The sequence below is a fragment of the Pseudoalteromonas sp. MMG022 genome (genome assembly GCF_021654245.1).
GTDB classification, from domain to species: Bacteria; Pseudomonadota; Gammaproteobacteria; order Enterobacterales; family Alteromonadaceae; genus Pseudoalteromonas; species Pseudoalteromonas amylolytica.
Genome location: NZ_JAKFZQ010000004.1, coordinates 224,107 through 250,144 on the forward strand (window position 1 = coordinate 224,107; position 26,038 = coordinate 250,144).

The 26,038-nt window shown below is 38.8% G+C and carries 24 protein-coding genes; all 24 read left to right on the forward strand.

All coding sequences use genetic code 11. The annotated features are described in order from the left end of the window. Positions 1–13: 13 nt before the first annotated feature. The 24 genes from L1070_RS05440 (at position 14) to L1070_RS05555 (ending at position 26,023) form a co-directional block, all read left to right on the forward strand. Positions 14–2,248, forward strand: a complete 2,235-nt coding sequence (locus L1070_RS05440; RefSeq protein ID WP_237124762.1) for a polysaccharide biosynthesis tyrosine autokinase — start codon at positions 14–16, stop codon at positions 2,246–2,248. A 366-nt stretch (positions 2,249–2,614) separates the two neighbouring features. Continuing rightward, complete coding sequence (gene wecB, locus L1070_RS05445; protein WP_343221735.1) at positions 2,615–3,730, forward strand: UDP-N-acetylglucosamine 2-epimerase (non-hydrolyzing); 1,116 nt, start codon at positions 2,615–2,617, stop codon at positions 3,728–3,730. 45 nt (positions 3,731–3,775) lie between these two features. Continuing rightward, positions 3,776–5,038, forward strand: coding sequence for a UDP-N-acetyl-D-mannosamine dehydrogenase (wecC, locus tag L1070_RS05450; RefSeq protein ID WP_237124763.1), 1,263 nt, complete (start codon positions 3,776–3,778; stop codon positions 5,036–5,038). Further along, a complete protein-coding gene (locus L1070_RS05455) occupies positions 5,039–6,229 on the forward strand; it encodes a UDP-N-acetylglucosamine 4,6-dehydratase (RefSeq protein ID WP_237124764.1) in 1,191 nt (396 codons plus the stop codon). It abuts the gene before it with no gap. Positions 6,230–6,238: 9 nt separating this feature from the next. Beyond that, on the forward strand, positions 6,239–7,390 hold the full coding sequence (locus tag L1070_RS05460; RefSeq protein WP_237124765.1) for a LegC family aminotransferase: 1,152 nt from the start codon (positions 6,239–6,241) through the stop codon (positions 7,388–7,390). Further along, positions 7,387–8,544 carry a UDP-N-acetylglucosamine 2-epimerase gene (gene neuC / locus L1070_RS05465; RefSeq protein WP_237124766.1) on the forward strand — a complete coding sequence of 386 codons (1,158 nt, stop codon included), beginning with the start codon at positions 7,387–7,389 and terminating at the stop codon, positions 8,542–8,544. Before L1070_RS05460 ends, neuC (L1070_RS05465) begins: the two co-directional genes overlap by 4 nt. A 50-nt stretch (positions 8,545–8,594) precedes the next feature. After that, positions 8,595–9,443, forward strand: coding sequence for a formyltransferase family protein (locus L1070_RS05470; protein ID WP_237124767.1), 849 nt, complete (start codon positions 8,595–8,597; stop codon positions 9,441–9,443). Then, on the forward strand, positions 9,440–10,108 hold the full coding sequence (locus L1070_RS05475) for a PIG-L family deacetylase (RefSeq protein ID WP_237124768.1): 669 nt from the start codon (positions 9,440–9,442) through the stop codon (positions 10,106–10,108). The genes L1070_RS05470 and L1070_RS05475 overlap by 4 nt, the downstream gene beginning before the upstream one ends. Next, entirely contained in the window at positions 10,108–11,178 is a 1,071-nt protein-coding gene (neuB, locus tag L1070_RS05480) for an N-acetylneuraminate synthase (RefSeq protein ID WP_237124769.1), read from the forward strand. The genes L1070_RS05475 and neuB overlap by 1 nt, the downstream gene beginning before the upstream one ends. Further along, positions 11,171–11,824, forward strand: coding sequence for an acetyltransferase (locus L1070_RS05485; RefSeq protein WP_237124770.1), 654 nt, complete (start codon positions 11,171–11,173; stop codon positions 11,822–11,824). The genes neuB and L1070_RS05485 overlap by 8 nt, the downstream gene beginning before the upstream one ends. After that, on the forward strand, positions 11,781–12,875 hold the full coding sequence (locus L1070_RS05490; protein WP_237124771.1) for a nucleotidyltransferase family protein: 1,095 nt from the start codon (positions 11,781–11,783) through the stop codon (positions 12,873–12,875). Before L1070_RS05485 ends, L1070_RS05490 begins: the two co-directional genes overlap by 44 nt. Beyond that, positions 12,875–13,870: a Gfo/Idh/MocA family oxidoreductase gene (locus L1070_RS05495; RefSeq protein ID WP_237124772.1), complete on the forward strand. Its 996-nt coding sequence runs from the start codon at positions 12,875–12,877 to the stop codon at positions 13,868–13,870. The genes L1070_RS05490 and L1070_RS05495 overlap by 1 nt, the downstream gene beginning before the upstream one ends. A gap of 12 nt (positions 13,871–13,882) precedes the next feature. Next, positions 13,883–14,581: an acylneuraminate cytidylyltransferase family protein gene (locus L1070_RS05500; RefSeq protein ID WP_237124773.1), complete on the forward strand. Its 699-nt coding sequence runs from the start codon at positions 13,883–13,885 to the stop codon at positions 14,579–14,581. Next, positions 14,571–15,341 (forward strand): oxidoreductase, encoded by a 771-nt coding sequence (locus tag L1070_RS05505; RefSeq protein ID WP_237124774.1) that lies wholly within the window; start codon positions 14,571–14,573, stop codon positions 15,339–15,341. The genes L1070_RS05500 and L1070_RS05505 overlap by 11 nt, the downstream gene beginning before the upstream one ends. A gap of 153 nt (positions 15,342–15,494) precedes the next feature. Next, entirely contained in the window at positions 15,495–16,835 is a 1,341-nt protein-coding gene (locus L1070_RS05510; RefSeq protein WP_237124775.1) for a polysialyltransferase family glycosyltransferase, read from the forward strand. A gap of 97 nt (positions 16,836–16,932) precedes the next feature. Then, positions 16,933–18,360, forward strand: coding sequence for an oligosaccharide flippase family protein (locus L1070_RS05515; protein WP_237124776.1), 1,428 nt, complete (start codon positions 16,933–16,935; stop codon positions 18,358–18,360). Next, a complete protein-coding gene (locus tag L1070_RS05520; protein WP_237124777.1) occupies positions 18,357–19,361 on the forward strand; it encodes an N-acetylneuraminate synthase family protein in 1,005 nt (334 codons plus the stop codon). The genes L1070_RS05515 and L1070_RS05520 overlap by 4 nt, the downstream gene beginning before the upstream one ends. After that, a complete protein-coding gene (neuC, locus tag L1070_RS05525; protein ID WP_237124778.1) occupies positions 19,358–20,512 on the forward strand; it encodes a UDP-N-acetylglucosamine 2-epimerase in 1,155 nt (384 codons plus the stop codon). Before L1070_RS05520 ends, neuC (L1070_RS05525) begins: the two co-directional genes overlap by 4 nt. Before the next feature lie 2 nt (positions 20,513–20,514). After that, positions 20,515–21,201, forward strand: a complete 687-nt coding sequence (locus tag L1070_RS05530) for an acylneuraminate cytidylyltransferase family protein (protein ID WP_237124779.1) — start codon at positions 20,515–20,517, stop codon at positions 21,199–21,201. After that, on the forward strand, positions 21,198–22,412 hold the full coding sequence (locus L1070_RS05535) for a hypothetical protein (RefSeq protein ID WP_237124780.1): 1,215 nt from the start codon (positions 21,198–21,200) through the stop codon (positions 22,410–22,412). The genes L1070_RS05530 and L1070_RS05535 overlap by 4 nt, the downstream gene beginning before the upstream one ends. A gap of 3 nt (positions 22,413–22,415) precedes the next feature. Continuing rightward, positions 22,416–23,621 carry an O-antigen ligase family protein gene (locus L1070_RS05540; RefSeq protein ID WP_237124781.1) on the forward strand — a complete coding sequence of 402 codons (1,206 nt, stop codon included), beginning with the start codon at positions 22,416–22,418 and terminating at the stop codon, positions 23,619–23,621. Positions 23,622–23,799: 178 nt separating this feature from the next. Further along, positions 23,800–24,618, forward strand: coding sequence for a glycosyltransferase (locus L1070_RS05545; protein ID WP_237124782.1), 819 nt, complete (start codon positions 23,800–23,802; stop codon positions 24,616–24,618). 3 nt (positions 24,619–24,621) lie between these two features. Next, entirely contained in the window at positions 24,622–25,440 is an 819-nt protein-coding gene (locus L1070_RS05550) for an NAD-dependent epimerase/dehydratase family protein (RefSeq protein ID WP_237124783.1), read from the forward strand. A 28-nt stretch (positions 25,441–25,468) separates the two neighbouring features. Next, positions 25,469–26,023, forward strand: coding sequence for a sugar transferase (locus tag L1070_RS05555; RefSeq protein ID WP_237124784.1), 555 nt, complete (start codon positions 25,469–25,471; stop codon positions 26,021–26,023). The last annotated feature ends 15 nt before the right edge of the window (positions 26,024–26,038 follow it).

The window sequence follows — 26,038 nt, forward strand, 5'->3', positions numbered from 1 at the left end:
GAAAAGTGGGTATATGAATGCTCAGCCAAATTTAATCTCTCCGCAAAAGTCTCAGCGTGAGGAAACTCAAGAAATTGACTTGATGGCGCTTTTCGGAGCATTACTTGATGCTAAATGGTTTATCGCTGGTGTTACGGCCTTATTTATGTTGCTTGGTGTTGCATATGCCATTTTTAGTACACCAATCTATCAAGCTACCGCTATGGTACAAGTCGAGGAAAAAGGCGGCTCAGTCCCTGGTTTCGACGATATGTCAGGTATGTTTGAAAGCACCTCTGCGGCGGTAACGGAAATCGAACTATTGAAATCAAGAAGTGTGATTGGTGAAGCCGTTGATACATTAAATCTTGATACCGTTGTTGAGCCTAAACTTTTTCCTCTCTTTGGGGGAAGAAGTTATCGCAAATTTGTAGCACAAGCAGAAGGAGAAGTTGCAGAGGCAAGCTTTGGTGCTGATTCATATGCTTGGGGTGGCGAGAAAGTTGAGATCCACCGCTTCAAAGTACCGAAAAGTGCAATTGGTAACGCGTTTGTTCTACAAGCAAGGGAAGGTGATTCATTTGCCTTACTGACCAGTAGTGGTGAAGAGATTCTTAATGGGAAAGTTGGAGCAGACGCAAAACAAGGGGCTTTTGAGCTTACTATAAAAACGCTCATCGCTCGCCCTAATACTGAGTTTTCGATTGTTAAACGCAATCGCCTACAAACCATTTTGGACCTACAAAGCACAATATCCGCGTCTGAAAAGGGCAAAGACTCGGGTATCATCAACTTATCGCTTCAAGATAAAAGCCCTGATTACGCAGAAAAAGTTCTAGATAAAGTCGCCGGTATTTATGTACGCCGTAATGTAGAGCGCAATAGTGCGGAAGCGCAACAATCTCTGGAATTTTTAGAGGTTCAGCTACCGGAAGTTAAACGCAGTCTAGAGCGTGCGGAAAAAGCTTTTAATGATTATCAGATACGTCAAGAATCAATTGATATTAGCTTAGAGACACAGGGTGTTTTAGAGCAAATAGTTGCATTAGAAACTAAGCTGCAAGAGCTTGAATTAAAACGACTTGAACTAGGGCGTAAATTTAAACGAGAACACCCATCATATCGTGGCGTCGTTGAGCAGATTGACACGGTTAAACGTCAGCGTAATGAGTTAGCTGGTGAAGTACAAGGGCTACCTGAAACACAACGAGAGCTATTACGTTTAAAGCGTGATGTAGAAGTTAATAATGAGATTTACACGTTACTTCTCGCCAAAACCCAGGAGCTTGACATTGTTCGAGCTGGTACGGTTGGTAATGTACGTATTGTTGATTATGCAGAAGTAAACACGACTCAGCCAGTAAAACCTAAGAAGGCATTAGTTGTGATAATGGCCACCATGTTTGGCGGGATGCTGGCAATTGCAATCGTTCTAATTCAAAAAGCATTACATAAGGGAATTGAAGATCCTAGTGACATTGAAGGATTAGGGTTACCTGTGTATGCAAGTGTGCCATTTTCAGAATATCAAATGAAGCTCACAGGCTTTGCCAAAGCCAGAAAGGGCAAAATAGGGAAGGCTAAATCAATATTGGCGATGGATAACCCAGCAGACTTATCTATCGAAGCATTGAGAAGTCTACGTACTAGTTTGCACTTCGCAATGCTAGAAGCAAAAAATAATGTTATTGCTATTTCTGGTCCAAGTCCTGGCGTAGGTAAATCCTTTATTACTGTTAACCTTGCTACTGTACTGGCTCAGAGCGACAAGCGCATTCTGGTGATAGATGCGGATATGCGAAAAGGTTATTTACAAACTCAATTCGCTATGAAATGGGACGATGGTTTAAGTGATTACTTATCCGGTAGGCTAAACCTCGCGCAAGTCATTAAGCCAAGTCAAGTCGATGGTCTTCATGTAATAACGCGAGGTCAAATTCCACCTAATCCGTCTGAGTTATTAATGCATGAAAACTTTAGCAAGCTAATAGCTGAAGTGAGTAAAATGTATGACTTAGTCATAGTGGATACACCACCAATTTTAGCTGTAACCGACCCTGCAATCGTTGGCGCTCATGCTGGTACAACTTTACTTGTTACACGCTTTGGTCAAAACCATGTCAAAGAGCTAGAAATCACGCGTAATCGATTTGAGCAAAATGGAATTGATGTTAAAGGCGTTGTATTTAACGGAGTGGTACGAAAGTCTTCGAATGCTTACGGTTACTATGGTTATTACAACTATGAGTATAAGTCGGATAAAGCATAAAGAACTAGAACTGTACTAGTACGATATCCTGATGATGAGAATAAAGTCACTAGCGTGCGGCAAGGCGGTTAAGTGACTTTTCTTCTGGCCCTTTTAAGTTTTCTTATAAGTGGCATAGAAGGGGTGAATTTAATTACTGTGTGGGAAGCGCAGTGGCTGTGGGAGAAAGGTGTAGCGTCATGTCCATGTTCTTCGCAGTGGCTTCATGGTGAGGTGTCTTCAAATTAAGGGGATTTTTGCTTCAAAAGGCAGATATAAGTCTAAATTAGAAGAACCTAGCAGTAGCAATTCGTTACTTACTTCTCTTTGTAACAACCAATTGATAATTTCCAAAAAATCAGCATAAGAAACAAAAAGGGACAACCTGTGAAAGTACTTACAGTATTTGGAACAAGACCTGAAGCGATTAAAATGGCGCCTTTGGTCCATGCTCTAGAACAAGATACGCGCTTTGAAACCAAGGTGTGTGTTACTGCACAGCACAGAGAGATGCTGGATCAGGTATTAGAGTTATTTAAAATTACCCCTGATTACGACTTAAATTTGATGAAAGCAGGCCAAACTTTACCTGAGGTGACAAGCCGAATTCTATTGGAGTTTACCCCGGTACTTAAAGAGTTTAAGCCTGACGTTGTATTGGTCCATGGAGACACGGCGACAACATTTGCTGCGAGTCTAGCTGCTTATTATGAACAAATCTCGGTAGGTCACGTAGAAGCGGGCCTTCGCACGGGAAATATATACTCGCCATGGCCTGAGGAAGCAAACCGAAAATTAACTGGCGCGCTGGCCAAATATCACTTTGCACCAACAGAGACATCAAAACAAAATTTGTTAACAGAGAACTATGCCTGTGAGCATATTTCTGTGACGGGAAATACCGTAATTGATGCTTTGTTGATGGTAAAGCAACAAATAGAGGCTGACAGTGATCTTAGTAAAACGTTAGCAGCCCAGTTTCCGATGTTGGACGAAAGCAAAAAACTAATTCTGGTTACAGGCCATCGTCGAGAAAGTTTTGGGGGGGGCTTTGAACGTATTTGTGAAGCGCTTGCTCAAACTGCAAGTACTCATCCTGACTGTCAAATTCTTTATCCTGTCCATTTAAATCCCAATGTCCAAGAGCCTGTAACGCGTATTTTGGGAGAGGTGAATAATGTTCATCTTATTGAGCCTCAGCAGTATCTTCCTTTTGTTTATTTGATGAATAGAGCATATATTATTTTAACCGACTCAGGTGGTATTCAAGAAGAAGCACCTAGCTTAGGTAAACCCGTACTCGTTATGCGAGATACAACAGAACGTCCTGAAGCGGTGGAAGCTGGGACGGTAAAGTTAGTGGGGACCGATGTTGAAGTAATCACCTCGTCGTTAAACGAACTATTGGTCAATGAAGCAAGTTACGCTCAAATGAGTCGAGCTCATAATCCGTATGGTGACGGCAATGCATGTCAAAGAATCTGCGACATTTTAGCAAATTAAGCGATATAGAAGCGGTTTTAAATTATAAAGTTTCAAAGGGAAAGTATGTCATTTAACACAATTTCAGTCGTTGGTTTGGGCTATATTGGCTTACCAACGGCAGCGATGTTTGCCTCTCGTAAGAAGAAAGTAATCGGTGTAGACGTAAGTCAACATGCCATTAATACTATCAATAAGGGTGAAATTCACATAGTCGAACCCGACCTTGATATGCTCGTGCATGCGGCGGTAAAAGAAGGTTTTTTAAAGGCTACATTCACACCAGAACCAGCAGACGCATTTTTAATAGCAGTGCCAACTCCGTTCAAAAATAATGACTCGAAAATCCCAGAGCCAGACTTAACGTATATTCAAAAGGCGAGTGAAGCAATCGCACCTGTGCTTAAAAAAGGCGATTTGGTGGTCCTTGAGTCGACCTCTCCTGTCGGAGCTACAGAGCAAATGGCCGAGTGGCTTGCCACAGCTCGCCCTGACTTAACTTTCCCACAAAAAGCTGGAGAACATGCGGATATTAATATTGCACACTGCCCTGAGCGCGTATTGCCTGGACATGTAGTGCGTGAGTTAGTAGAAAACGACAGAGTGATTGGTGGTATGACACCAAAGTGCTCCAATCAGGCTGTTGAGTTGTACAAAACCTTTGTTAAGGGTGAGTGTGTGATTACTAACACTCGAACTGCTGAAATGGCGAAACTAACAGAGAACTCTTGCAGAGATGTGCAAATAGCTTTTGCAAATGAACTATCAGTCATATGTGATAAGTTAGATATAAATGTGTGGGAGCTTATTGCTCTAGCAAACCGTCACCCTCGGATTAACATTTTGCAACCGGGCCCTGGCGTAGGTGGTCACTGTATTGCAGTGGACCCTTGGTTTATAGTGAGTAAAACTCCCAACGAAGCTAATCTGATCCATACTGCTCGCAAAGTTAATGATGCTAAACCTAGCTGGGTAATTGAAAAAGTAAAATTAGCTATTTCCGATTACCTACAAGATAACCCTGACAAAACAGCTAAGGACGTGACCATTGCTTGTTACGGGTTAGCTTTTAAACCAGATATTGACGATTTACGCGAGAGTCCTGCATTAAACATTACCAAATGCATATCTGAGTTCCACCAAGGAGCTGTTCTCGCTGTAGAACCAAATATCGCCAATCTAACAGGTACTTTAGAAAATGTAGAATTAGCGGACTTGAAAGTAGCGCAAGAAAATTCAAACATCCATGTGGTTTTAGTCGACCATAAAGAGTTTAAAGCGTCTCAAATTCACTCAGAATATTTAATCGATACAAAAGGGATTTGGTAAATGAGTAACATCCTTCCTTTAATTGGTCGCAATGAAGAACTGTTTTTTCAGGATATAAGCAAAAACGAGGCTGAATTAGCTCGTATCGTGTCACAATCAAGATTTCTTGTGCTTGGGGGAGCGGGCTCTATTGGCCAAGCTGTAACCAAAGAAATTTTTAAGCGTAATCCATCTAAGCTGCATGTTGTAGACATCAGCGAAAATAATATGGTTGAGCTTGTTCGAGATATCCGAAGTTCATTTGGTTACATCAATGGTGATTTTCAGACGTTTGCACTTGATATTGGTTCAATCGAATATGATGCGTTTATCAAAGCTGATGGCCAATATGACTATGTATTGAACTTGTCAGCACTTAAGCATGTTCGAAGCGAAAAGGACCCTTTTACATTGATGCGTATGATTGATGTAAATGTTTTCAATACAGATAAAACTATCCAGCAGTCGATTGATGCAGGCGTAAAAAAATATTTTTGTGTTTCAACAGACAAAGCAGCTAACCCTGTCAATATGATGGGGGCATCGAAGCGGATTATGGAAATGTTTCTAATGCGCCGTAGTGAGCAAATTAATATTTCGACTGCTCGCTTCGCAAATGTGGCTTTTTCAGATGGCTCACTGTTACATGGGTTTAATCAACGGTTGCAAAAGAAACAGCCCATTGTTGCACCAAGCGACATCAAACGCTACTTTGTGACCCCTCAAGAGTCAGGCGAACTTTGCCTAATGTCATGCATCTTCGGTGAGAATAGAGATATTTATTTTCCAAAATTAAGCGAGTCATTGCACCTGATTACTTTTGCTGACATTGCTGTGAGGTATCTGAAACAGAGAGATTATGAGCCTCACTTGTGTGCCAGTGAAGACGAAGCACGTGAAATGGTAAGGACTTTAGCTGAACACGGAAAGTGGCCTTGCTTGTTCACTGAAAGTGATACCACTGGCGAAAAAGACTTTGAAGAATTCTTCACTGACAAAGAAGTGCTGGACATGGCGCGTTTTGAGAATTTAGGAGTAATCAAAAATGAGCCACTCTACAAAGAAGAACTGTTGACTTTATTTGAAGAGCAAATTGCACAAATGAAGGCCGATCGCGTCTGGAATAAAGAGCAAATTGTTGAACTTTTCTTCAAGATGATTCCTGACTTTGGCCACAAAGAGACTGGTAAATACCTAGACGGTAAAATGTAGGTGAAATATATGGATTGTAACAGCTTTGTTGACTTTGTACGGGATACATACTCAACCAACGAATTTATTCCACTTCATGCACCTACTTTTAGCGGTAATGAAAATAAGTATGTAAAGGAAACAATTGATAGCACCTTTGTTTCTAGTGTTGGCAAGTTTGTTGATGACTTTGAGCGCAAGATAGAGGCTTTTACTGGTGCGGCGAAAGCTGTTGCTACTGTAAATGGTACTGCTGCATTACACACTGCGTTATATATGGCAGGGGTAGAACGAGGTGACTTGGTTATTACCCAAGCACTAACGTTTGTTGCAACTTGTAATGCTCTTTACCATATGGGCGCAGAACCAATATTTGTTGATGTGTCTCATATAAGTTTGAGTCTGTGCCCTATTGCTGTTGAAAACTATTTAGCTGAGAACGCAGAAGTAACAGAAAGTGGCTGTCATCATAAGTTAACGGGCCAGCGCATTAAAGCTATTGTTCCAATGCATACTTTTGGGCACCCTGCTGAATTAGATGAGCTTATACTTGTATGCAGAAAATGGGGGATTACGTTAGTCGAAGATGCTGCAGAGAGTTTAGGCTCTTACTACAAAGGCAGGCATACAGGAACTTTTGGCGATTTTAGTGCAGTAAGCTTCAATGGAAACAAAATTATCACAACAGGTGGTGGTGGAATGGTGCTGTGTGCAAACGAGGAAGGTGGGCAGCGAACTAAGTACATAACGACTACCGCAAAGGTTCCTCACTCTTACGAGTTTTTCCATGATGAGCCGGGATTTAATTATCGCATGCCAAATATCAACGCGGCCTTGGGGTGTGCGCAAATGGAAGTTCTTGATACGTTTTTGGAGCAAAAACGCAAGCTTGCTTGTCACTATAAGGAATTTTTTGCAGGTAGCGATGTAAAGTTTGTTACTGAGCCTGAGTACGCTAAGTCGAACTATTGGTTAAATGCAATTGTTTGCTCTGATGTAGAGAAGCGCAATGAGATACTCAAGCATGCAAACAAGGCTGGTGTGATGACTAGGCCTGTTTGGCAATTGATGCATCGTTTACCTATGTTTGAGAATGCTCTGAGAGGTGATTTGACGAATTCAGAGTATTTAGAGGCGCACCTTATTAATATTCCAAGTACACCTGTAGTGAGAAGTATATGAGAAAAATAGCTGTATTTACCGGCACTCGAGCTGAATATGGGCTTCTATATTGGATTATTAAAGGGCTTCATGAGTCTGAACGGGCAGAGCTTCAGCTAATTGTTGGAGGGATGCACCTATCTCCAGAGTTTGGCAAGACAATAAATCAAATAGAAAATGATGGTTTTGACGTATCAGAAAGACTTGAATTTTTATTATCTTCTGACAGCCCTGTGGGCATTTCTAAATCAATGGGGCTAGCACTTATAAGTGCTTCAGAAGCATTTGAAAGAAATCAGCCAGACTTGTTAGTAGTGCTTGGTGACCGGTTCGAGTCAATGGCTATTACTCAGGCAGCCATGGTCGCACAGATCCCGGTCGCACATATACATGGTGGTGAAACTACCGAGGGGCTAATTGATGAAGCCGTTAGGCACTCGCTTACCAAAATGTCGCATCTTCATTTTACAGCCACAGAAACATATAGAAAGCGGGTCATCCAACTAGGAGAGGATCCAAGCAAGGTATTTAACTACGGCGCCCCTGGAATCGATAGCATAAAGTCGCTTGAGTTGTTGGATAGAGAAGCATTATCGCGGGCAATTAATTTTGATGTCTCCTCTAGTTCTTATATTGTCGTCACATATCACCCTGTAACTCTTGATAAAAGTGGAGCTTCACAAGGCTTGGAAAATTTGCTTAGTGCGCTTGAAGAATACAACGATTATAAGTTAATTATTTCATACCCCAACGCAGATACACATGGCCGAGCTCTGATCTCTTTATTGAATGAGTTCAAAGAAAAGCATTCTACAAGAGTATTGTTGGTGCAATCTTTAGGGCAGCTGCGTTATTTAAGCTTGTTGAAACATTGCGATTTAGTTATAGGCAATTCTTCAAGTGGTTTAATTGAGGCTCCTACGTTCAATGTTCCGACAATAAATATTGGCGACAGACAAAAAGGGCGTATATCGGGAGATACAGTTTTGCATTGTACTGATGATAAGAATGCAATTCTCTACAGTTTGGAAGTAGCAACTTCTAAGAAGTTTAAAAAGCAATGTGCTACAGCTATTAACCCATATGGTGATGGTGATAGTTCAAACAAAATTCTTTCGCAACTACTTAGTTTTCCTTTAGAAAATTTAGTTTATAAAACATTCTACGATTTATAATTAGAGGCACAATGCGAGTTGGTTTTATTGGATGTGTTCACTCAAGCAGAATGGCACTAGAGACACTACTAAGTATTGAAGGTGTTGAAGTATGTGCCGTCGTGACTAAAAAAAACTCAGCGGTGAATGCTGATTTTTGCGACTTGTCTCCTGTTTGCGGTGACAGAAATATACCCTTTCATTATGAAGATTCAAAAAATAAGGCTGCATCTAAAGCATTTTTAAGCGACTTCGATTTGGATATTATTTATTGTGTTGGTTGGAGTTATTTGCTTGATGAAGAGTTATTAGCAATGCCCAAACAAGGCATTATTGGGTTCCACCCTGCAAAGCTACCGCAAAATAGAGGTCGTCATCCAATCATATGGGCATTGGCTTTAGGACTGAGCGAGACTGCATCGACATTTTTTAAAATGGATAGTGGGGCTGATTCTGGTCCGATTATTAGTCAGGAGCCGATAAAGATTGATATGGATGAAAATGCACAGTCTTTATACAATAAAATTCTGCACACGGCACAACAACAAATCATAGACTTTACAAAGAGTCTTTTGGAAGGCTCTGCCGTATTTGCTGAACAAGACCAGCAAAATGCAACATATTGGCGGAAGCGCTCACGCAAAGATGGACTAATTGATTTTAGAATGTCGGCTGAGTCGATCCATAATCTGGTACGTGCTCTTGCACCTCCTTATCCATGCGCTGAGCTTTTATGCAAAGAAAATCTAGTGCAAGTACGCCGTTCAGAAATACTACAACAGACTGTTCCCGCAAATATCGAACCAGGAAAAGTACTGGAGAAAAGAGGGAGTAGCATTTTGGTTAAGGCCGCTGGAACACAAGCTATTTGGCTTCATGACGTGGTTTTAGAGGATATAGATGTGGGAGATTATTTGTGAAAAGTGTTTTAGTTGTGGCTCCCCATGCAGATGATGAAACGTTGGGTTGTGGTGGCACAATATTAAAGTTAAGTGAGCAAGGTTATCAAGTTCATTGGCTCGTAGTGACAGGTATGACTAAAGAAGCAGGCTTTTCCGAAGCTCAAATTGCTAAAAGACAAGAAGAAATTCTTAAAGTGGCTCAGTGTTATAACTTTACCAAAGTACATGAGCTCATGTTACCCCCAGCAAGGCTGGAAATGTTGGCTAAGGGGGACGTTATCGGGCCTATCGCACAGGTAGTCTCAGAGGTAAAGCCCGAGGTTGTGTTTACTCCATATAGAAATGATGCACATAGTGACCATGAAATCGTTTATGATGCAGTAATGTCTTCGACCAAGTCATTTCGATACCCATTCGTAAAAAGAGTTTTAGCATATGAAACAATGTCAGAAACAGATTTTGGGCTGAAGCCAGAAGATTCAGGCTTCAGAGCTACAACTTATGTGGATATCTCTGGGTTCTTAGATAAAAAACTCGATATACTGGAAATATTTAAATCAGAAGTTGGGGAATTCCCATTCCCTAGGTCACGTTTGGCTCTTGAATCTCTTGCAAGAGTTAGGGGAGTTCAGTGCAACTCTGAAGCAGCTGAGGCGTTTATGCTAATTAAGGAGATAATATAATGACATTGATAATTGCTGAAGCTGGAGTAAATCATAATGGCAATGAAGAGCTTGCCTTTGCATTAGTTGATGCTGCCCATAAAGCCGGTGCTGATATCGTTAAGTTTCAAACGTTCAAAGCCAAAAATTTAGTGACGGAGTCTGCACAGCAGGCTGAATATCAGGTAGCAAATACTGGTATTCAAGAGTCACAGTTTAGTATGCTTAAACGGCTAGAACTAAGCTATGAGGTACACCATCAATTGGTGGAGTACTGTAATAATCTTGGTATTGAGTTTTTATCTACTGCGTTTGATTCAGAAAGTTTAAACTTCTTAGTGAATGATTTAGGCTTAAAACGTTTGAAATTACCATCAGGTGAGTTAACTAACGCTCCTTTGGTACTTGAGCATGCCCGTACAGGCTGTGATTTAATTGTGTCAACGGGGATGGCGACATTGGCAGAAATTGAAGCAGCTTTAGGAATGATTGCGTTTGGCTACGTGAATCAAGAGGACAGCCCTACAGATGAAAAAGTGCAGGCGGCATATTTTTCAGATGAAGGAAAAAAGCTTTTGAAAGAAAAAGTAATTGTACTTCATTGTACAACGGAATACCCAGCTCCTTCCGAAGATATAAACTTGAACGCAATGGATACTATTGCAAATAGCTTTAAACTTGCTGTGGGATATTCTGACCATAGTGAAGGTATTATTGTACCGATATCTGCAGTGGCAAAGGGGGCAGTGTTAATAGAAAAGCACTTTACGTTAGATAAGTCATTACCAGGGCCCGATCATAAAGCATCGTTAGACCCTGAGGAACTTGCGTCAATGGTGGATGGTATTCGTACTGTTGAGAAAGTATTAGGTGATGGCATCAAAGGGCCTAGACCAACAGAAATAAAGAATAAAGTGGTCGCTAGAAAGAGCCTTGTTGCTGCAAAAGCAATTTCAGTTGGGGAAAGTTTTACCTCTAACAACTTAACGATCAAAAGGCCTGGTCACGGCATTGAGCCGTCAAAATACTGGAGCTATCTGGGCAAAGAAAGTAGTAAAGGGTACGAGGCTGGTGATTTAATCGATGAGTAAGAGCAGTTACCTTATGTTAGGGGCTGGGGGGCATGCTGCCGTTCTTGCGGATATTCTGTGTTCACAAGGAAAAGAGTTAGTTGGTGTCGTTGCCCCAGAAGTAGTTGCAGGGCATGGCATTTTTACAGGTGTGCGCCACTTTGATAGTGACGATGCGGTATTAGATTTTAATCCTAAAGACGTATTGCTAGTCAACGGTATCGGAGCAATGCCTAGGCAGTCATTGAGGCGTTTACTCTATAATCGCTATCGAGATTTGGGGTATTCATTTGCTACTATCGTTGCTGACTCAGCCATCGTATCAGAACACGCTGTGTTAGAAGCAGGAGCTCAAGTGATGCAAAATGCGGTTATTAACATCGGCTCGAGAATAGGCGAAAATAGCATCGTCAATACCTCTGCAACAGTCGAGCATGATTGTGATATTAGTGAGCATTGTCATATAGCTCCAGGAGTAACATTAAGTGGTCAGGTTGTGTTAGAAAAGTGCGTTCATATAGCGACTGGTGCCAGTATTATTAACAACGTCACAATTGGCGCCGAAACTATCATCGGAGTAGGTGCAAACGTCACGCATTCTATTCCATCTAGGAAAGTAGTTTATGGAGCAAAAAGTTTTTGCAAAGGAGCAGATGGTGAGTATTAAAAACTGGGAGAACATCGTAATCAGCCCTAATGACTCGATCAAAACAGCACTTTCCGTCATTGATAAAGAAGCATTACGACTGGCTATCGTCGCGAAAAATGGGGTTCTAAAAGGTGTGGTAACTGATGGGGATATAAGACGAGCGATACTAAAAGGTACTGAGCTGTCATGTATTGTTGAAGAAATAATGAACCGTAACCCTATTACAGCCTGCACCTCATTAAGCAGTAATGAACTACAAAAAATGATGAAGGAAAATGAAATTCTATCGTTACCTATTGTTGACGATGAAGGCAGAGTGGTTGGACTCAAAACATTGTACGATACCTTTTTAGTTGAAAAACGCAATAACCCTGTTTTCATCATGGCAGGTGGCTTTGGGACTAGATTAAGACCTTTAACTGATAACTGTCCTAAGCCGATGCTGAAAGTTGGCGACAAACCAATATTAGAAGTCACAATACAAAGCTTTATCAAAGCAGGCTTTTCAAATTTTTATATATCAACGCATTATATGCCAGAAATCATTGAACAGTACTTTGGTGATGGCTCCTCGTTAGGTGTAAATATCACTTACGTCCATGAGAGTGAGCCTTTAGGAACTGGCGGTGCGTTGGGGCTTCTACCGAAGAACTTACCTGAAAATCTGCCCGTTGTTATGATTAATGGGGATATATTAACTAATGTTGATTATGAACGATTACTAGACTTCCATGAAACAAATGATGCTGATGCAACTATGTGCGTAAGAGAATACGACTATCAGATCCCTTACGGCGTTGTAAAAGGCAATGGAATGAAAGTGAGTGGTATTGAAGAAAAGCCAACTCAGCGTTATTTCATTAATGCTGGTATTTATGTTATTTCTCAAAAAATTGTAAGCTTAGTACCAAAAAACTACCATGTTGACATGCCAAGTTTATTGGAGATGTATTTTAATGGTGATGGGCGAGTGCTTATGTTCCCTATCCATGAGTATTGGCTTGATATTGGGCGAATGGATGATTTTCGTCGAGCACAGTCAGATATTCAAACTTTAGGTCTAGACTAATGGATAGAGTCGCAGTTATCGGGTTTGGTAATATAGCAACTCGTCACCGTAGAAATCTCAGGTCACTTTTTCCAAAAGCAGTTGTCTACGCAATGTCATCAAGCGGTCGTAAGCCAGAAGCTGTACCTGCTGATGTCGATTATATCGTTGAGTCAGTTTCACAGCTCATCGAATTAAAAGTTGAGCTTATAGTTATAGCTTCGCCCGCTCCCTTTCATAGCTCTCACGCGATACCTTTGATCCAAGCAGGTATTCCTGTACTAATTGAAAAGCCAGTTTGTACCAATGAACAAGATACGCAAGAGCTAGAGAGCGCGATAGCAAGCTTTAGCACACCAGTTGCTGTTGGGTACTGTATCAGATACTTGTCATCTGCGAAGAAAATGAAGGAATATATCCTATCAGGTATGTTTGGTAAAATTTATCATTGTTCAATAGATATGGGTCAGTATTTACCAGATTGGCGTCCGCATAAAGACTACCGAGAAACGGTATCTGCACAGAGTAAATTAGGAGGTGGCGTACTGTTAGAGCTCAGTCATGAATTGGATTATGCTCAGTGGATATTTGGCGAACTAGATTTGCAGTACGCATTGCTTAAAAATTCTGGAGAACTTGAGATTGATGTAGAGGATAGTGCTGATCTTCTTTTTCTAGCAAAACATGGTGTATGTTTGAATGTTCATTTGGATTTCTTGCAGCAAAAAGTAAGCCGTAGATGCAAAATTATCTCCCACGCGGGAGTTGTTGAGTGGGATCTAGTCGCGAATGAAATTAGAATATGTACAAATGGAAGTGAGAAGTTGCTATTTAGCGATCCCTCTTGGGAACCAAATCAAATGTACTTAGATATGCTAACTGATTTTCTATCTCTAATTAATGGAGATGATAGTCAAGCTGTTAGCGTTTCTGAAGCTTCAAAAACGGTCGCTTTAATAGAAAATGTTAAATCTAAGTTTCCAATAACAAAAATTATTAGCGCTGATGTACAGTAAAATGGAGCTTCAATGAAAAACTATGCATTTATCTTTGCTCGAGGTGGTTCGAAAGGATTACCGGGAAAAAATATTCGACCATTATTAGGTAAACCATTATTAAAATATTCTATAGATACGGCTCTTTCTGCGCCTTCTATTGATCGTGTTTTCGTCTCTACCGATGACGAAGCTATTGCAGCAGTTGCTTTGTCTGCAGGCGCCGAAGTTATTGAGAGGCCAAGTGAGCTTGCTTCTGATAGTAGCCCTGAATGGCTATCTTGGAGGCATGCCATTGACTGGGTTACGGAACGGTATGGCAGGATTGATACGCTAGTAAGTTTGCCTGCAACTAGCCCTTTGAGAGCTGTTGATGATGTTGAAAGAGCAATTGCTAAACTTAACGATACACCTGCAGACATTTGTATCTCGGTAACTCCAGCTAATCGAAGCCCATTTTTTAACATGGTAAAAAATAACCAAGAAGGGTTCGTTGAGCTTGTGAACAAGCCATCAAGGAATATCGCGAGAAGGCAAGATGCCCCTGAAGTTTTTGATATTACGACCGTCGTTTATGTCGCAAGACCTGATTTTATAAAAGAAAATACGGGTATTTTTGACGGCAATGTTACATCTGTAACAGTTCCTAGAGAAAGAGCTGTTGATATAGATGATATCTATGACTTTTTATTAGCGGAATGCATCTTGCGAGGGGAAGCAAATGTCTTATAACTTAGAACATAAATTTATATTAGTACTAGGTGGCGGTGGATTGTTGGGAGGTGCCATAATCTCTGCTGCGCTAAAGAAAGGGGCTAGTGTTATAGCCGCAGATATCGATGTTGGCAAAATGGCGGAGCGGCTAGAAAAGCAATGGAGACTTAAGGAGAGCGCCAAGTTAAGTTTAATAAGTTTAGACGTTACGAATGAAAAGCAAGTTAATGAGCTATTCGCCAGTGATATCAAGCTTGATGGAATTGTGAATGCAACATACCCACGTAATAGTGAGTATGGTAAGAACGTACTAGATGTCACTTTATCTGGGTTTAATGACAACTTATCATTACACTTGGGCAGCGCTTTTCTTGTCATGCAACAAAGTGCAATATACTTCCAGAAGCATAAATCTCCACTTTCTGTAGTAAATATTTCTTCCGTTTATGGCTTGATTGCCCCCAAATTTGAGGTTTATGCAAATACCTCAATGACCATGCCAGTCGAATATGCCGCGATAAAGTCTGCGATATTACACCTCAGCAAATATTTTGTTTCATATATAAAAGACAGTCGCTTTAGAAGCAACTGCGTGAGTCCTGGAGGGATCTTTGATAAACAGCCTGACAACTTTTTAAATGCTTATAAAGCTCAAACTTGTGGAGCTGGTATGTTGGACGTAGAGCAAATTACTGGCGGGGTTTTATTTTTAATCTCCGATGATGCTAAATATGTGACGGGGCAAAATATCGTCGTTGACGATGGCTTCAGCTTATGATGTAAGAGCTTAATTTGTTAGACACGCTTTATTAAATGACGAGTTATTAAAACAGAACTGCGGCTTTATACTGATTCAGAAATCAATTAGACCTAGAATGGACTGCCTAAGAATGATGTTGAAAACTTTTGTTTTGAATTTGGTACATGTTTTATGAATAAAAAAAATGTGTTAGTGATTCCTAGCCATGATGCATCCTTGGTTGAGTATGTGAGGCTATTTAAACGGTTGCATGGAGAGCTTAACCCCATTTTTTATATCACTTATCACAGTAAAAAATTAGTGGAATTGTTAAATACACATTGGCATGTCATTAATGATGTTTCTCATCCTTTGAATACCACTAATAAAAATAGATGGGTGGCTAATTTACTCAAGTATTTTTTTGATAATACGGCGTTAGGTTGCTATTTGCAAAGTGATCTGCTTTTGTCACGTTTAGCGAATAAAGCAAAGCATAGGGTACTTGATAATGCAGAAAAATTAACAAGCTTAATGGTTGCTGAGAATATCACTGATTTAGTGATTTCGAGTGATCGCTCTTCAGGTATAGAAGCGGCAGCATGCTATGCGGCAAAAAAGCTTGGTGTGAAAATAATCATTCCGGCTTTTGCGTATTCTGCGACTTATGAATCTAGTTACAAATTAAGAACAATGAAGATCTATCACGCTAAGTATAGCCAGGTGCCCCAAAATATTAAACGTTGTGCTATTTACGGTGACAAAGGGTTTTATCGCCCATTTGAAAGCCTAATGTTACATGAGCTTGGCATTCATCCAGAGAATCCATGGGTGTTGGGTGGAGGCGTTGCAGACAGTGTTTTATTGGATAGTAAAAGGGAAAAAAGCAGACTTGTATCATATGGTGGTGTAGACACTAAATATCAAGTTACAGGAACTGCTGCGCAAGATGAAGTACTTCATTGCTACAACAATAAAGCAAGTATAAAGAAAACGTTGCTGAACAATGCAAACTTCAGTATAGACAGACCAATTCTGATAATCTCTTTACCACAATACTTTGAACATAGGTTAATGGGAAAGGAGGAACATATTGAAATTTTTAAAGATTTGTTTGATAAATTAGCAGTTTTAAATTATTCAATTTTCGTTTCTCTTCACCCAAAATCAGATAGGGATGATTATCACTGGATTAATGAGTGCTCCCCGAACATTAAAATAATAGATTGTTCTTTGACGAACATAATAGCTATCGCGGATATCTTTATGGGTACATATACTTCAACGATGTGCTGGGCGCTTATGTGTCATGTTGAATGTGTGATAGTTGATCACCCTAACTTAAATTATCAAGATTTTTTGAGAGAGTTTGATATTCCTGTTTGTAAAAGTAATGAAGAAATAATCAAACTCTTAACTGGCCCTAAACAAAGCAGACGTTGTAACTTCGAGAGTATAGAGCAGCTGGGAGAGTTTGATGGCAAATCTTCAGTGAGAATTTTTCAAGCATTCAATAATTCAACACTTAGATAATTATAGGAAGTGTTTTCTGAATCTAGTTTTCTACTAAGACCAAAAATGCTCAATATAGAATTATATTGCTTCGCAATTAACTGACTAGGATTAGTGAATGAAAATGATAAAAAACCTATTGAGTTTTTCTGTCGTTGGTTTACTCCCGTATTTTATTAACTTTATTACTTTACCTTTATATAGTGAGTATATATCCGCAGAACAATTTGGAATTATTGGACTTATGATGTCGGGAGTGATCATAGCAACATCTTGGACAGGATTTCAGTTTTCCAGTGCCGTTTCTAGGTACTTTTTTGATTATGAAGCAGAGGAACTAAAGTCTTTTACTTCAACTGTGATTTTTTTAACACTTGGTTGCTCATCCTTTTTCTGTTTTATTTATGCTTTTTTAATTAGCCAAGGTTTCTTTTCTAGTATATTTAATGGTATTAGCACTCAAGTATTATACATTGGTGTGTTTCTCATTTTTTTGTCTATCTTAAATACGGTTTTTGAGCGTCTGTTGATCAATGAACAGAAAGGTTCCCTAATTTTAGTGAGAAGTATAGTTGCGCAAGGTTTATCTGTTTTTGTCGGTGTTGTTTTGATCTTGTATTTCGGCATGTCTTATATGGGGTTTCTGATATCAAGCGTAGTCTATTACTCCGCTATGGTGTTATTTTCATTAAGATACTGCCGGCATTACTTGGTGAATTCTTTTAATTTCAACTATGCAGATATGGCAGTAAAGTATTCATTTCCTTTGATTTTTCATTCTGTTGGTGGCGTTTTGTTTATGTATAGTACGACCTTTTTTATTGAAAGTTTTTTAACTCTTTCAATGGTTGGGTTGTTTTTTGTTGTTGATAAATTTACTCAAATTATAAAAGCTATAGTTAATTCTATTAATAATATTTTTATGCCAATTTATAATAAAAGTTCTGTGGCTAAAAATAAGGGGGGGGCTGAGTTTTTCGAAAAAGCTCTACCTGTTTGGTTTTTTTTTGTTAACTTACTAATAGTCAATTTTGCTGCTGTTGCACAGTCTTTCATGGTTGAGTTTATGGGGCGTGAGTATAAAGATTTACTTGTCGTCATTTTAATCATGTCAATGGCATATCTATTTCGAGGGTTGTATTGTTTTTGTATGGCTCCTATATTTTTCTATAAAAAAACTATGATAGTTCCCAAAGTGACGCTTGTGACTGGTGTATTATCACTCGTTGTAAACTATGTATTTGTCTCAAAATTTGGGTTTGTCGGTGCAGCCATTGCGGTCTTCGGCGTTTTTCTTATTAATTTTTTACTATCGCTTTTTGAGTCAAAAAAGGTTGAAGTGATTAACTTTCGTTTCGGATCCTTGCTATTGATGACATGCGTGATTTTATTATTCAACCTGCCAGTACTATTTGTGTTAGATGCCGGGTTTATAATTGTTCTTATGACAAGCATTGCGCAATGTTTGGCGGCAGTTTCTATAGTCTATAAATTTAATTTGTTTCATGTAAGGGAGAGCTTTGACTCTTTAAGGTTATATAAATGAATAAGGTTTTTACAATTGCAGAAGTCGGACAAGCTCACGATGGCAGTTTAGGGATATTGCACTCATATATCGATGCCGTTGCTGAAACAGGCGTAGATGCAATTAAGTTTCAAACGCATATTGCTGAAGCTGAAAGCAGTAAATTTGAAAAATTTAGGGTGAATTTTTCTTACGTTGACAAGACAAGGCAAGATTATTGGGCACGAATGTCTTTCACCAAAGAGCAGTGGAAGGGAATAAAACAGCATTGTGATGATGTTGGGCTTGAATTTGTTAGCAGCCCTTTTTCTATCAGTGCTGTAGAATTACTAGAAGAGCTTGGTGTTCAGAAGTATAAATTTGGTTCTGGTGAAATATCAAATATGCTCATGTTAGAAAAAGTTTGTAAAACGGGTAAAGACATCATTTTGTCTAGTGGTATGAGTTGTTTCAATGAGTTAGATAGAGCTGTTAGCTTTGTCCAAGAACATGGAAATAAATTGACGCTTTTGCAATGTACCACGCGGTACCCTACTCAGCCAGAGGATGTTGGTTTAAATGTTATTAGCGAGATGAAGCAACGTTACGGGGTTGACGTTGGTCTATCTGACCACTCTGGCACAATTTTTCCAGCTCTGGCTGCCGTTAGCTTAGGTGCTTCTATGCTTGAAGCACATGTGGTTTTTGACAAAAGAATGTTTGGTCCAGACTCGACTTCGTCATTGACAATTGATGAGTTTGAAATGCTCATGCATGGGGTGCGTGATATTTCTAAAATGTTGTCAAATCCAATTGATAAAAATGATGTTTCAGAAAAACAAGAACTTAAAAAAATGTTTGGCAAATCTCTGGCGGTTAGAAAAGCTTTACCTGAGGGGCATGTACTCACTATTGATGATTTGGAAACCAAAAAACCGGCAGGGTATGGAATTTCAGCGTCAGATTTTAAAACCGTGCTAGGAAAGAGATTGAATAAAAATATGAATCAATGGGCATTTTTAACGGAGGATGACGTGATATGAAAAAGATAAAGGTGTGCGTTGTAGTTGCAAGCCGCGCTAATTATGGTCGAGTCAAGTTTTTGTTAAAAGCGTTGCAAGAGCACACTGAAATTGAGTTACAAATATTAGTTGGTGCATCTTTGCTTTTAGAGCGCTTTGGCAAAGCTATTAATGTCATGAAACAAGACGGCTTTGAACCAAATAAAGCAATTTACTACACAGTGGAAGGTGAAACATTAATTACTCAAGCTAAATCAACGGGAATGGGAGTGATAGAATTAGCAACCGCATTTGATGAATTGGCACCTGATTATGTTGTAACTATCGCCGATAGGTATGAAACTATGGCGACGGCGATCTCAGCAACATACATGAATATTCCTCTAATTCACCTGCAAGGAGGTGAAGTTAGCGGGAACATTGATGACAGAGTTAGACATGCAATCACCAAATTAGCGGATTTCCATTTCGTAGCAACTGAAAAAAGTAGAGAACGAGTAATTAAAATGGGGGAGAAGGAATCTTCTGTTTTTAATTTTGGATGCCCTGCAATGGATGTTATTGCAAACTGTGATAAATCTATCTCGAATGAACATATGAAAAAATATGGCGGAGTAGGTTCAGAGGTCGACTGGAATAAGCCATATATTCTTATGATTCAACATCCCGTAACAACCAGCTACGGTGAAGGGTTTACTCAAGTAGAGAATACTCTAAATGCTTTACATCGGATCGAGCATATCCAAAAGGTTGTACTTTGGCCAAATGCAGATGCAGGAGGCGAAGATGTCGCAAAAGGGATAAGAACTTTTCGAGAAAATCATATGTCGGATAACTTTCACTTCTATAAAAATTTCTCCGCAGAAGACTTCATCCGTGTATTAAATAACGCGACATGTGCTGTTGGTAACTCATCTTCTTTTCTGCGTGAAGGAGAATTTTTGGGGGTTCCGGCTGTAGTTGTTGGGGACAGGCAAAATTTAAGAGAATGTGGCAATAATGTAATTTTCACAGGATATGATGAGGAGGCTATTTTTAATGGTTTAAATAAGCAGATAGAACATGGAAAATATCCTCAAGGGAGAGTTTTCGGTAATGGTGATGCGGGAAAAAGAATTGCAGAGATTATTCCTTCGTTAAAACCTAACTTATTAAAACCACTTACGTATTGATTATGAATATTGCAATTATACCAGCAAGGTCTGGTTCCAAAGGATTCCGAGATAAAAATATTGCGTGTCTCAATGGAAAGACTCTCATCGAATACGCTATTGCCAGTGCGATGTCTGCCAAAAATATAGAACGGGTTGTTATTTCAACAGATTCAGCATCGTACGAAAAAATTGCCGTTGATGCGGGAGCAGAAAGTTTTGGGCTTAGATCCGAATCGTTGTCTGGAGATGATTCAAAAACTGTAGATGTTGTGACCAATTTACTTTGTCATGAACAGTTTGCTAATGTCGAAAATATTGTGTTACTCCAACCTACCTCCCCACTAAGGACGGGAAAAGAAATTGATGAATGTCTGTCTATTGCTAATATGACGGGGGAGTCGGTCGTATCGGTTGCTCGGGTGGATGATCCTCACCCTTTTAAAATGAAAAAAATAGTTAATGGTGCCTTGCAGGCATTTATTGATGGAACAACATCAGAAGTTAATCGACAAAGCTTGCAAGAGGCATACGCACTTACGGGAGCTATCTACGTAACAAAAAAAGAACACCTACTTAATGAAAAATCTTTTTTCTCGAACAAAACAGTTCCTTATGTGGTTAAACGCTTTGTGAATATAGACTCGGAAGAAGATTTTGAATATCTGAAGTTTTTGGTGGAAAGAAATAAAGTGAGGTTACCTCTGTGATTCAGGTTGATTTTCTTTTTTTGGTTGAGCATGAAGACCGAGAAATGTCTTCTGTTAAACGATTGAAAAGTGAGTTGGAGATGAAAGGGTGTAGTTGCATCATATTGTCTACGGAATTTCATGCTCACTTGTTTAATCAATTTAATGCAAGAAATATTGTGTTTCCTTATGCCATTGATGACGCAACCTGGCCTATTAGGGCTTTTAAACAGCGAAAGTTTAAAAAGTGTAACTTTATCAGCCTAAATTGGGAGCAACTTTTAAGTAAGTCTAATCAAGACTTTAAAAAGCCCAAGTCGCGGTTCATCCAGGAGCATTTTTATCACTTAGCATGGGAAGATAACTTTAAAGAGTTTCTCAAGGATAGTGGTTCTAAAAGTGATAACATACGTGTGATAGGGAACCCCTTACATGAATTACTGATGGAAGATTTATATAACTCATCATTGTATGACGATAAATTACGTACTGAGTTTGGAATTGACAAAAGCTCTGAGCTGTATTTTTTTCCAATGAACTATGGCTGGGCATTTTTTAGTGATGACAAGATTAAGGCCAAAATCGCAATGGGATATGGCTCTGAGGTCGCATACGAGTATAGGGACTACGCGTTACGTTGTTTGAACGCATTTACATATTTCATAACTAAACTGTGCGCTTTATACCCTAAGAGCACATTTGTTGTTCGACCCCACCCGTCAATTTCAGTAGAGCAATATGTTGAGAAATTTAGCGCTAACGGACTAACAATCCCTGTGAATATGGTGCTGACAAAGAAATACACAATTAAAGAGTGGATTGCAATCTCTCAGGTTGTTGGCAGCTCATGGAGTACGTCCGTATGGGATGCCCAGAAAGTTGGTAAAAAAGGGTTCCTGTTTACCCCGTTTGAAAGGCCTGATTGGCTAGACACATTTTGGAATAAGTTGGTCATAAATATTAGTGAGCCTGAAGGTTTTGAAATGGTCCTCAATAGCGAGGGCGGTGATGTTTCTGACGTTGGGAAAATCATCCACTCGATCTCATCTTGGCTATATGATATCCACTCGAGTCATCTATATGAGAAAGAAATTAAATCGGATATATATTCTGAAATAATTAATTTTAGTTATAGAGCTAGAGCTAAGTTCCGAGTGTTTAGCATGAATAGGTTAAATGGAATGGGAGTAGGGAAAGGCCTACAACGAGATTATTTTTTTCCTGTAGAGTAATATATGGAAACATCACTAGAGAAAAAGCTTACTCACCTTGGCATATTAATTATCACGCTTATTTACTTTAGATCAACAATAGGTGTGGTTTTTGGGAGTGTGGTAGCAGATTTAGTAGTTGTTTCTACTATTGTACTGCTACCTGCATTTATATTTTTAATTTTTAGAAGGCAAGTTTATGGTCATAGAAAAACAGTCTTCTTTTATATAGTTTATTGTTTTCTGGCGTTTCTTATCACCCCATTGAGTTCTGAATATGGCAGCTATTTTGGTGGGTTTATTGGTCTTACCAATTTGGTTTTTCTTGTAGTCTTTTGGCTTGTTTTGCTTAGCTATAGAAATATGGAGGATAATATTCAAAAGTTTGCAAGGCTTTTCCTTATAATAGGAGGGGTAAATGCTGTTGGTGCTATTATCCAGTCAACTATTTCTCTAGATCTATTTGGCTTAGTGAGCCACGGTGTTTATACCAATGAGCAGATTTTAGCAAATGAAAACGTAAATGTTCGAGCCGTTTCATTTATATCATCTCCACAATCCTTGGCGCTTTTTTTATCTTTTTGCCTTTGCTTGAGCTTTAGTTATGACTGGAGGAGGCAAAGCTTAAAATATTTTACAAGAGGTCTTCTTTTCTTTGCTGGTGTGTTGACGGTAAGTAAAGTGTTCTTTGTTTTTATGTTCTTCTACATTTTATTTTCTTATTTGTCACCAAGAAAAATAATAAAGCTGTTTTTTAGTGTGGTTTTATTTTTTACTATCTTGCTTTTTTTTAAAGAGCATTTAGGCCGGGTGTTTGAAATGATCAATATTTTAGAGAATATAGAGTCATATTCTGCTTTCATTATATGGTCAGATTCATTTAAGTATGCAATTCAATTCCCAGAAGTCATTTTTGGACATGGGGTAGGCGTTTTTTCTCGAGGCGCTCAGAGCCTATTAAACTATCAGTTGCTCTATGGCTCAACAGAGAGCTTTTTCATTCAGGTGTTAGCTGAAATTGGTATCATAGGTTTGGCTTTTTTGCTTTCTTTAACTTTTAGTGCAGTTAAAAAATACTACGCTTACGATCGGAGGTTAATGGGGTTGTTAAGTGCATTTTTTATTGTTGGATTTTTTACCCCTGCTCTTTATGGTTACACAATTGGAACGTCTTTTTATTTTACTTTACTTTTGCCTTTAGTTTCAAAAAAATCCAATATAGAACAGTAAGAATTTAACTATCATCGAGGTTCAAATGCTGTTTTCAGTATTATAGATAAAGTAACATTTTTAATGTGAGACAGCATAATTTTACTAACGAGTTTGGACACTAACAAAAGAGCTTACAGGTATTCTTTAAAAGCAGTGGCTTCTTGGTTTTCATCTTTTATAGCATGGGGAGTGAAACATGTTTTCGGTTTTAATGAGCGTTTATAAGAATGATGAGATCGTTTTCTTTAGAGATGCTGTGGAAAGTGTAGTAAAGCAAACTATTTTACCTGAAGAATTTGTTTTAGTATGCGATGGCCCTTTGAACCAAAATTACTTTTCAGAGATCGAAGTTATTGGTAGTAAGTTGTCAAGCATGAATGTTAAATTTGTACTTGTTAAACTGGAATGTAATGTTGGGTTAGGATTAGCTTTAAGAGAGGGGATTAAACATTGCTCTCAAAAATATATTATTAGAATGGATAGTGATGACATATCAAGACCTACTAGGATAGAAAAAACTCTAAAGTTTATCACAGAAAATCCTGATGTTGATGTTTTTGGATCGAGCATAGAGGAATTTTACTCTGTACCAGGGGATTTAAAGCGCTATAGAAAAGTCCCTATATCTAAAGATGAAATAATTCGTTACGGGAAAAATAGAAACCCGATGAATCACGTTACGGTATGCATGCGCAAAGAATCAATTCTAGCTGTTGGTAATTATGAGTCTGTATTATTTCACGAAGACTATTACCTCTGGGTTAAATTAATTATGGCAAACTTAAATATGGCCAATGTGCATGATGTTTTCGTTGACGTGAGAGTTGGAAATGATCTTATCGGACGTCGAAAAGGGTTTGATTATCTAAAGCTTGAGTTTGCTTTTGCTAAAAAATGTAAGGAGGTTTTATATTTTAACTTCTTTGATTTTTGTAGATATCTTTTCCCCCGAGTTTTTTTAAGGTTATTGCCAAGAAAAATACTTAGCGTAATATATAAAAACTTGAGAAGTTAATTAATGGGAAAACAAGTAGCTGTAACTGGGAAAACGGGTTTTATAGGTAGTCACCTTCCAGAAGACTTTAGAACGGTGGATTTGAGGAAGCCAGAAAATGAATGGGATTTTTTTGGTTGCGAAACATTAATACACTTAGTGGGTGCTTCACACAGAGTGTTTACAGAAAGTGAGTATAAGTTCATAAATGTTGACTTGACTGAAAATGTTGCTAGGAATGCTATTGCTTCAGGTGTTAAAAGGATAATATATATCAGCTCAATGAATGTAACTTGGGCAGAGGCTGGTATCTTACCTAATGACATTGCTACGAAAACAAAGAAAGAAGCAGAAGATAGCTTACTGGAACTTTGTAACGCAAATAATGTAAACCTATTTATTATTCGTGCACCTCTTGTGTATGGTAAAGGGGCACCAGGTAACTTTGCATCACTTATGAGAATAGCCTCTAAGAATTTACCACTCCCTTTAGGTTCTATAAATAATAAGCGTAGCTTTGTTAGTGTCGATAATTTAATTGATTTGATTATTTTATGTGTTGAGTGTCAGGAATCGTCAGCCTCAATTTTTTATGTAAGTGATGACCAGGATGTTTCTACAACTGAATTTCTAAGTGAGTTGATCTCTTCCGCTGGTAATACACCAAGATTAATTCCATTTCCCGTATCATTGCTGCTGTTTTTTGCACGCTTGGTTGGTAAGAAATCTGAAGTAGAGAGGCTTTCTAAATCACTAACGGTTGATATTGAACATACAAAGAAAACTTTAAATTGGGTGCCACCAATAACTTTAGACGAAGGTATTCGTCGTTGCTTCAAATAACTTATATATAAAATAAATGGATTCATAAATGATACGCTTACTCGATTTTTTATTCGCCTTATTTGGTTTGTTAGTTACCTTTCCTTTTTTAGTTGTGATATATGTTATTGGTTTATTTGATACTGGCTCACCAATCTTTACTCAAGAGCGTGTAGGTAGAAATAAAAAGCCATTTATTTTAGTTAAGTTTAGAACAATGAAAGTAGATACTGCTTCCGTTGCAAGTCACCTTGCTAGCTCTTCCTCTATTACGCCATTTGGACATTTTCTTCGTAAAACAAAGTTGGACGAGCTTCCGCAACTTTGGAATGTACTAAAAGGTGAAATGAGCTTGGTAGGCCCGCGCCCAGGTCTTTACAATCAAAAAGAACTCACGTATGCAAGAGAAGCTAAAGATATATACTCGGTTAGGCCCGGCATTACAGGCCTTGCGCAGGTGAATGAAATCGATATGTCTACCCCCGAAATACTTGCGACAACAGATAGGAAAATGATTGATACTTTAACAGTTGTTAATTATTTCAAATATATATTGATGACTGTAACTGGTAGTGGCTCAGGAGATAGGGTGGGTAAGCACTAACTAATTTAATGTGCT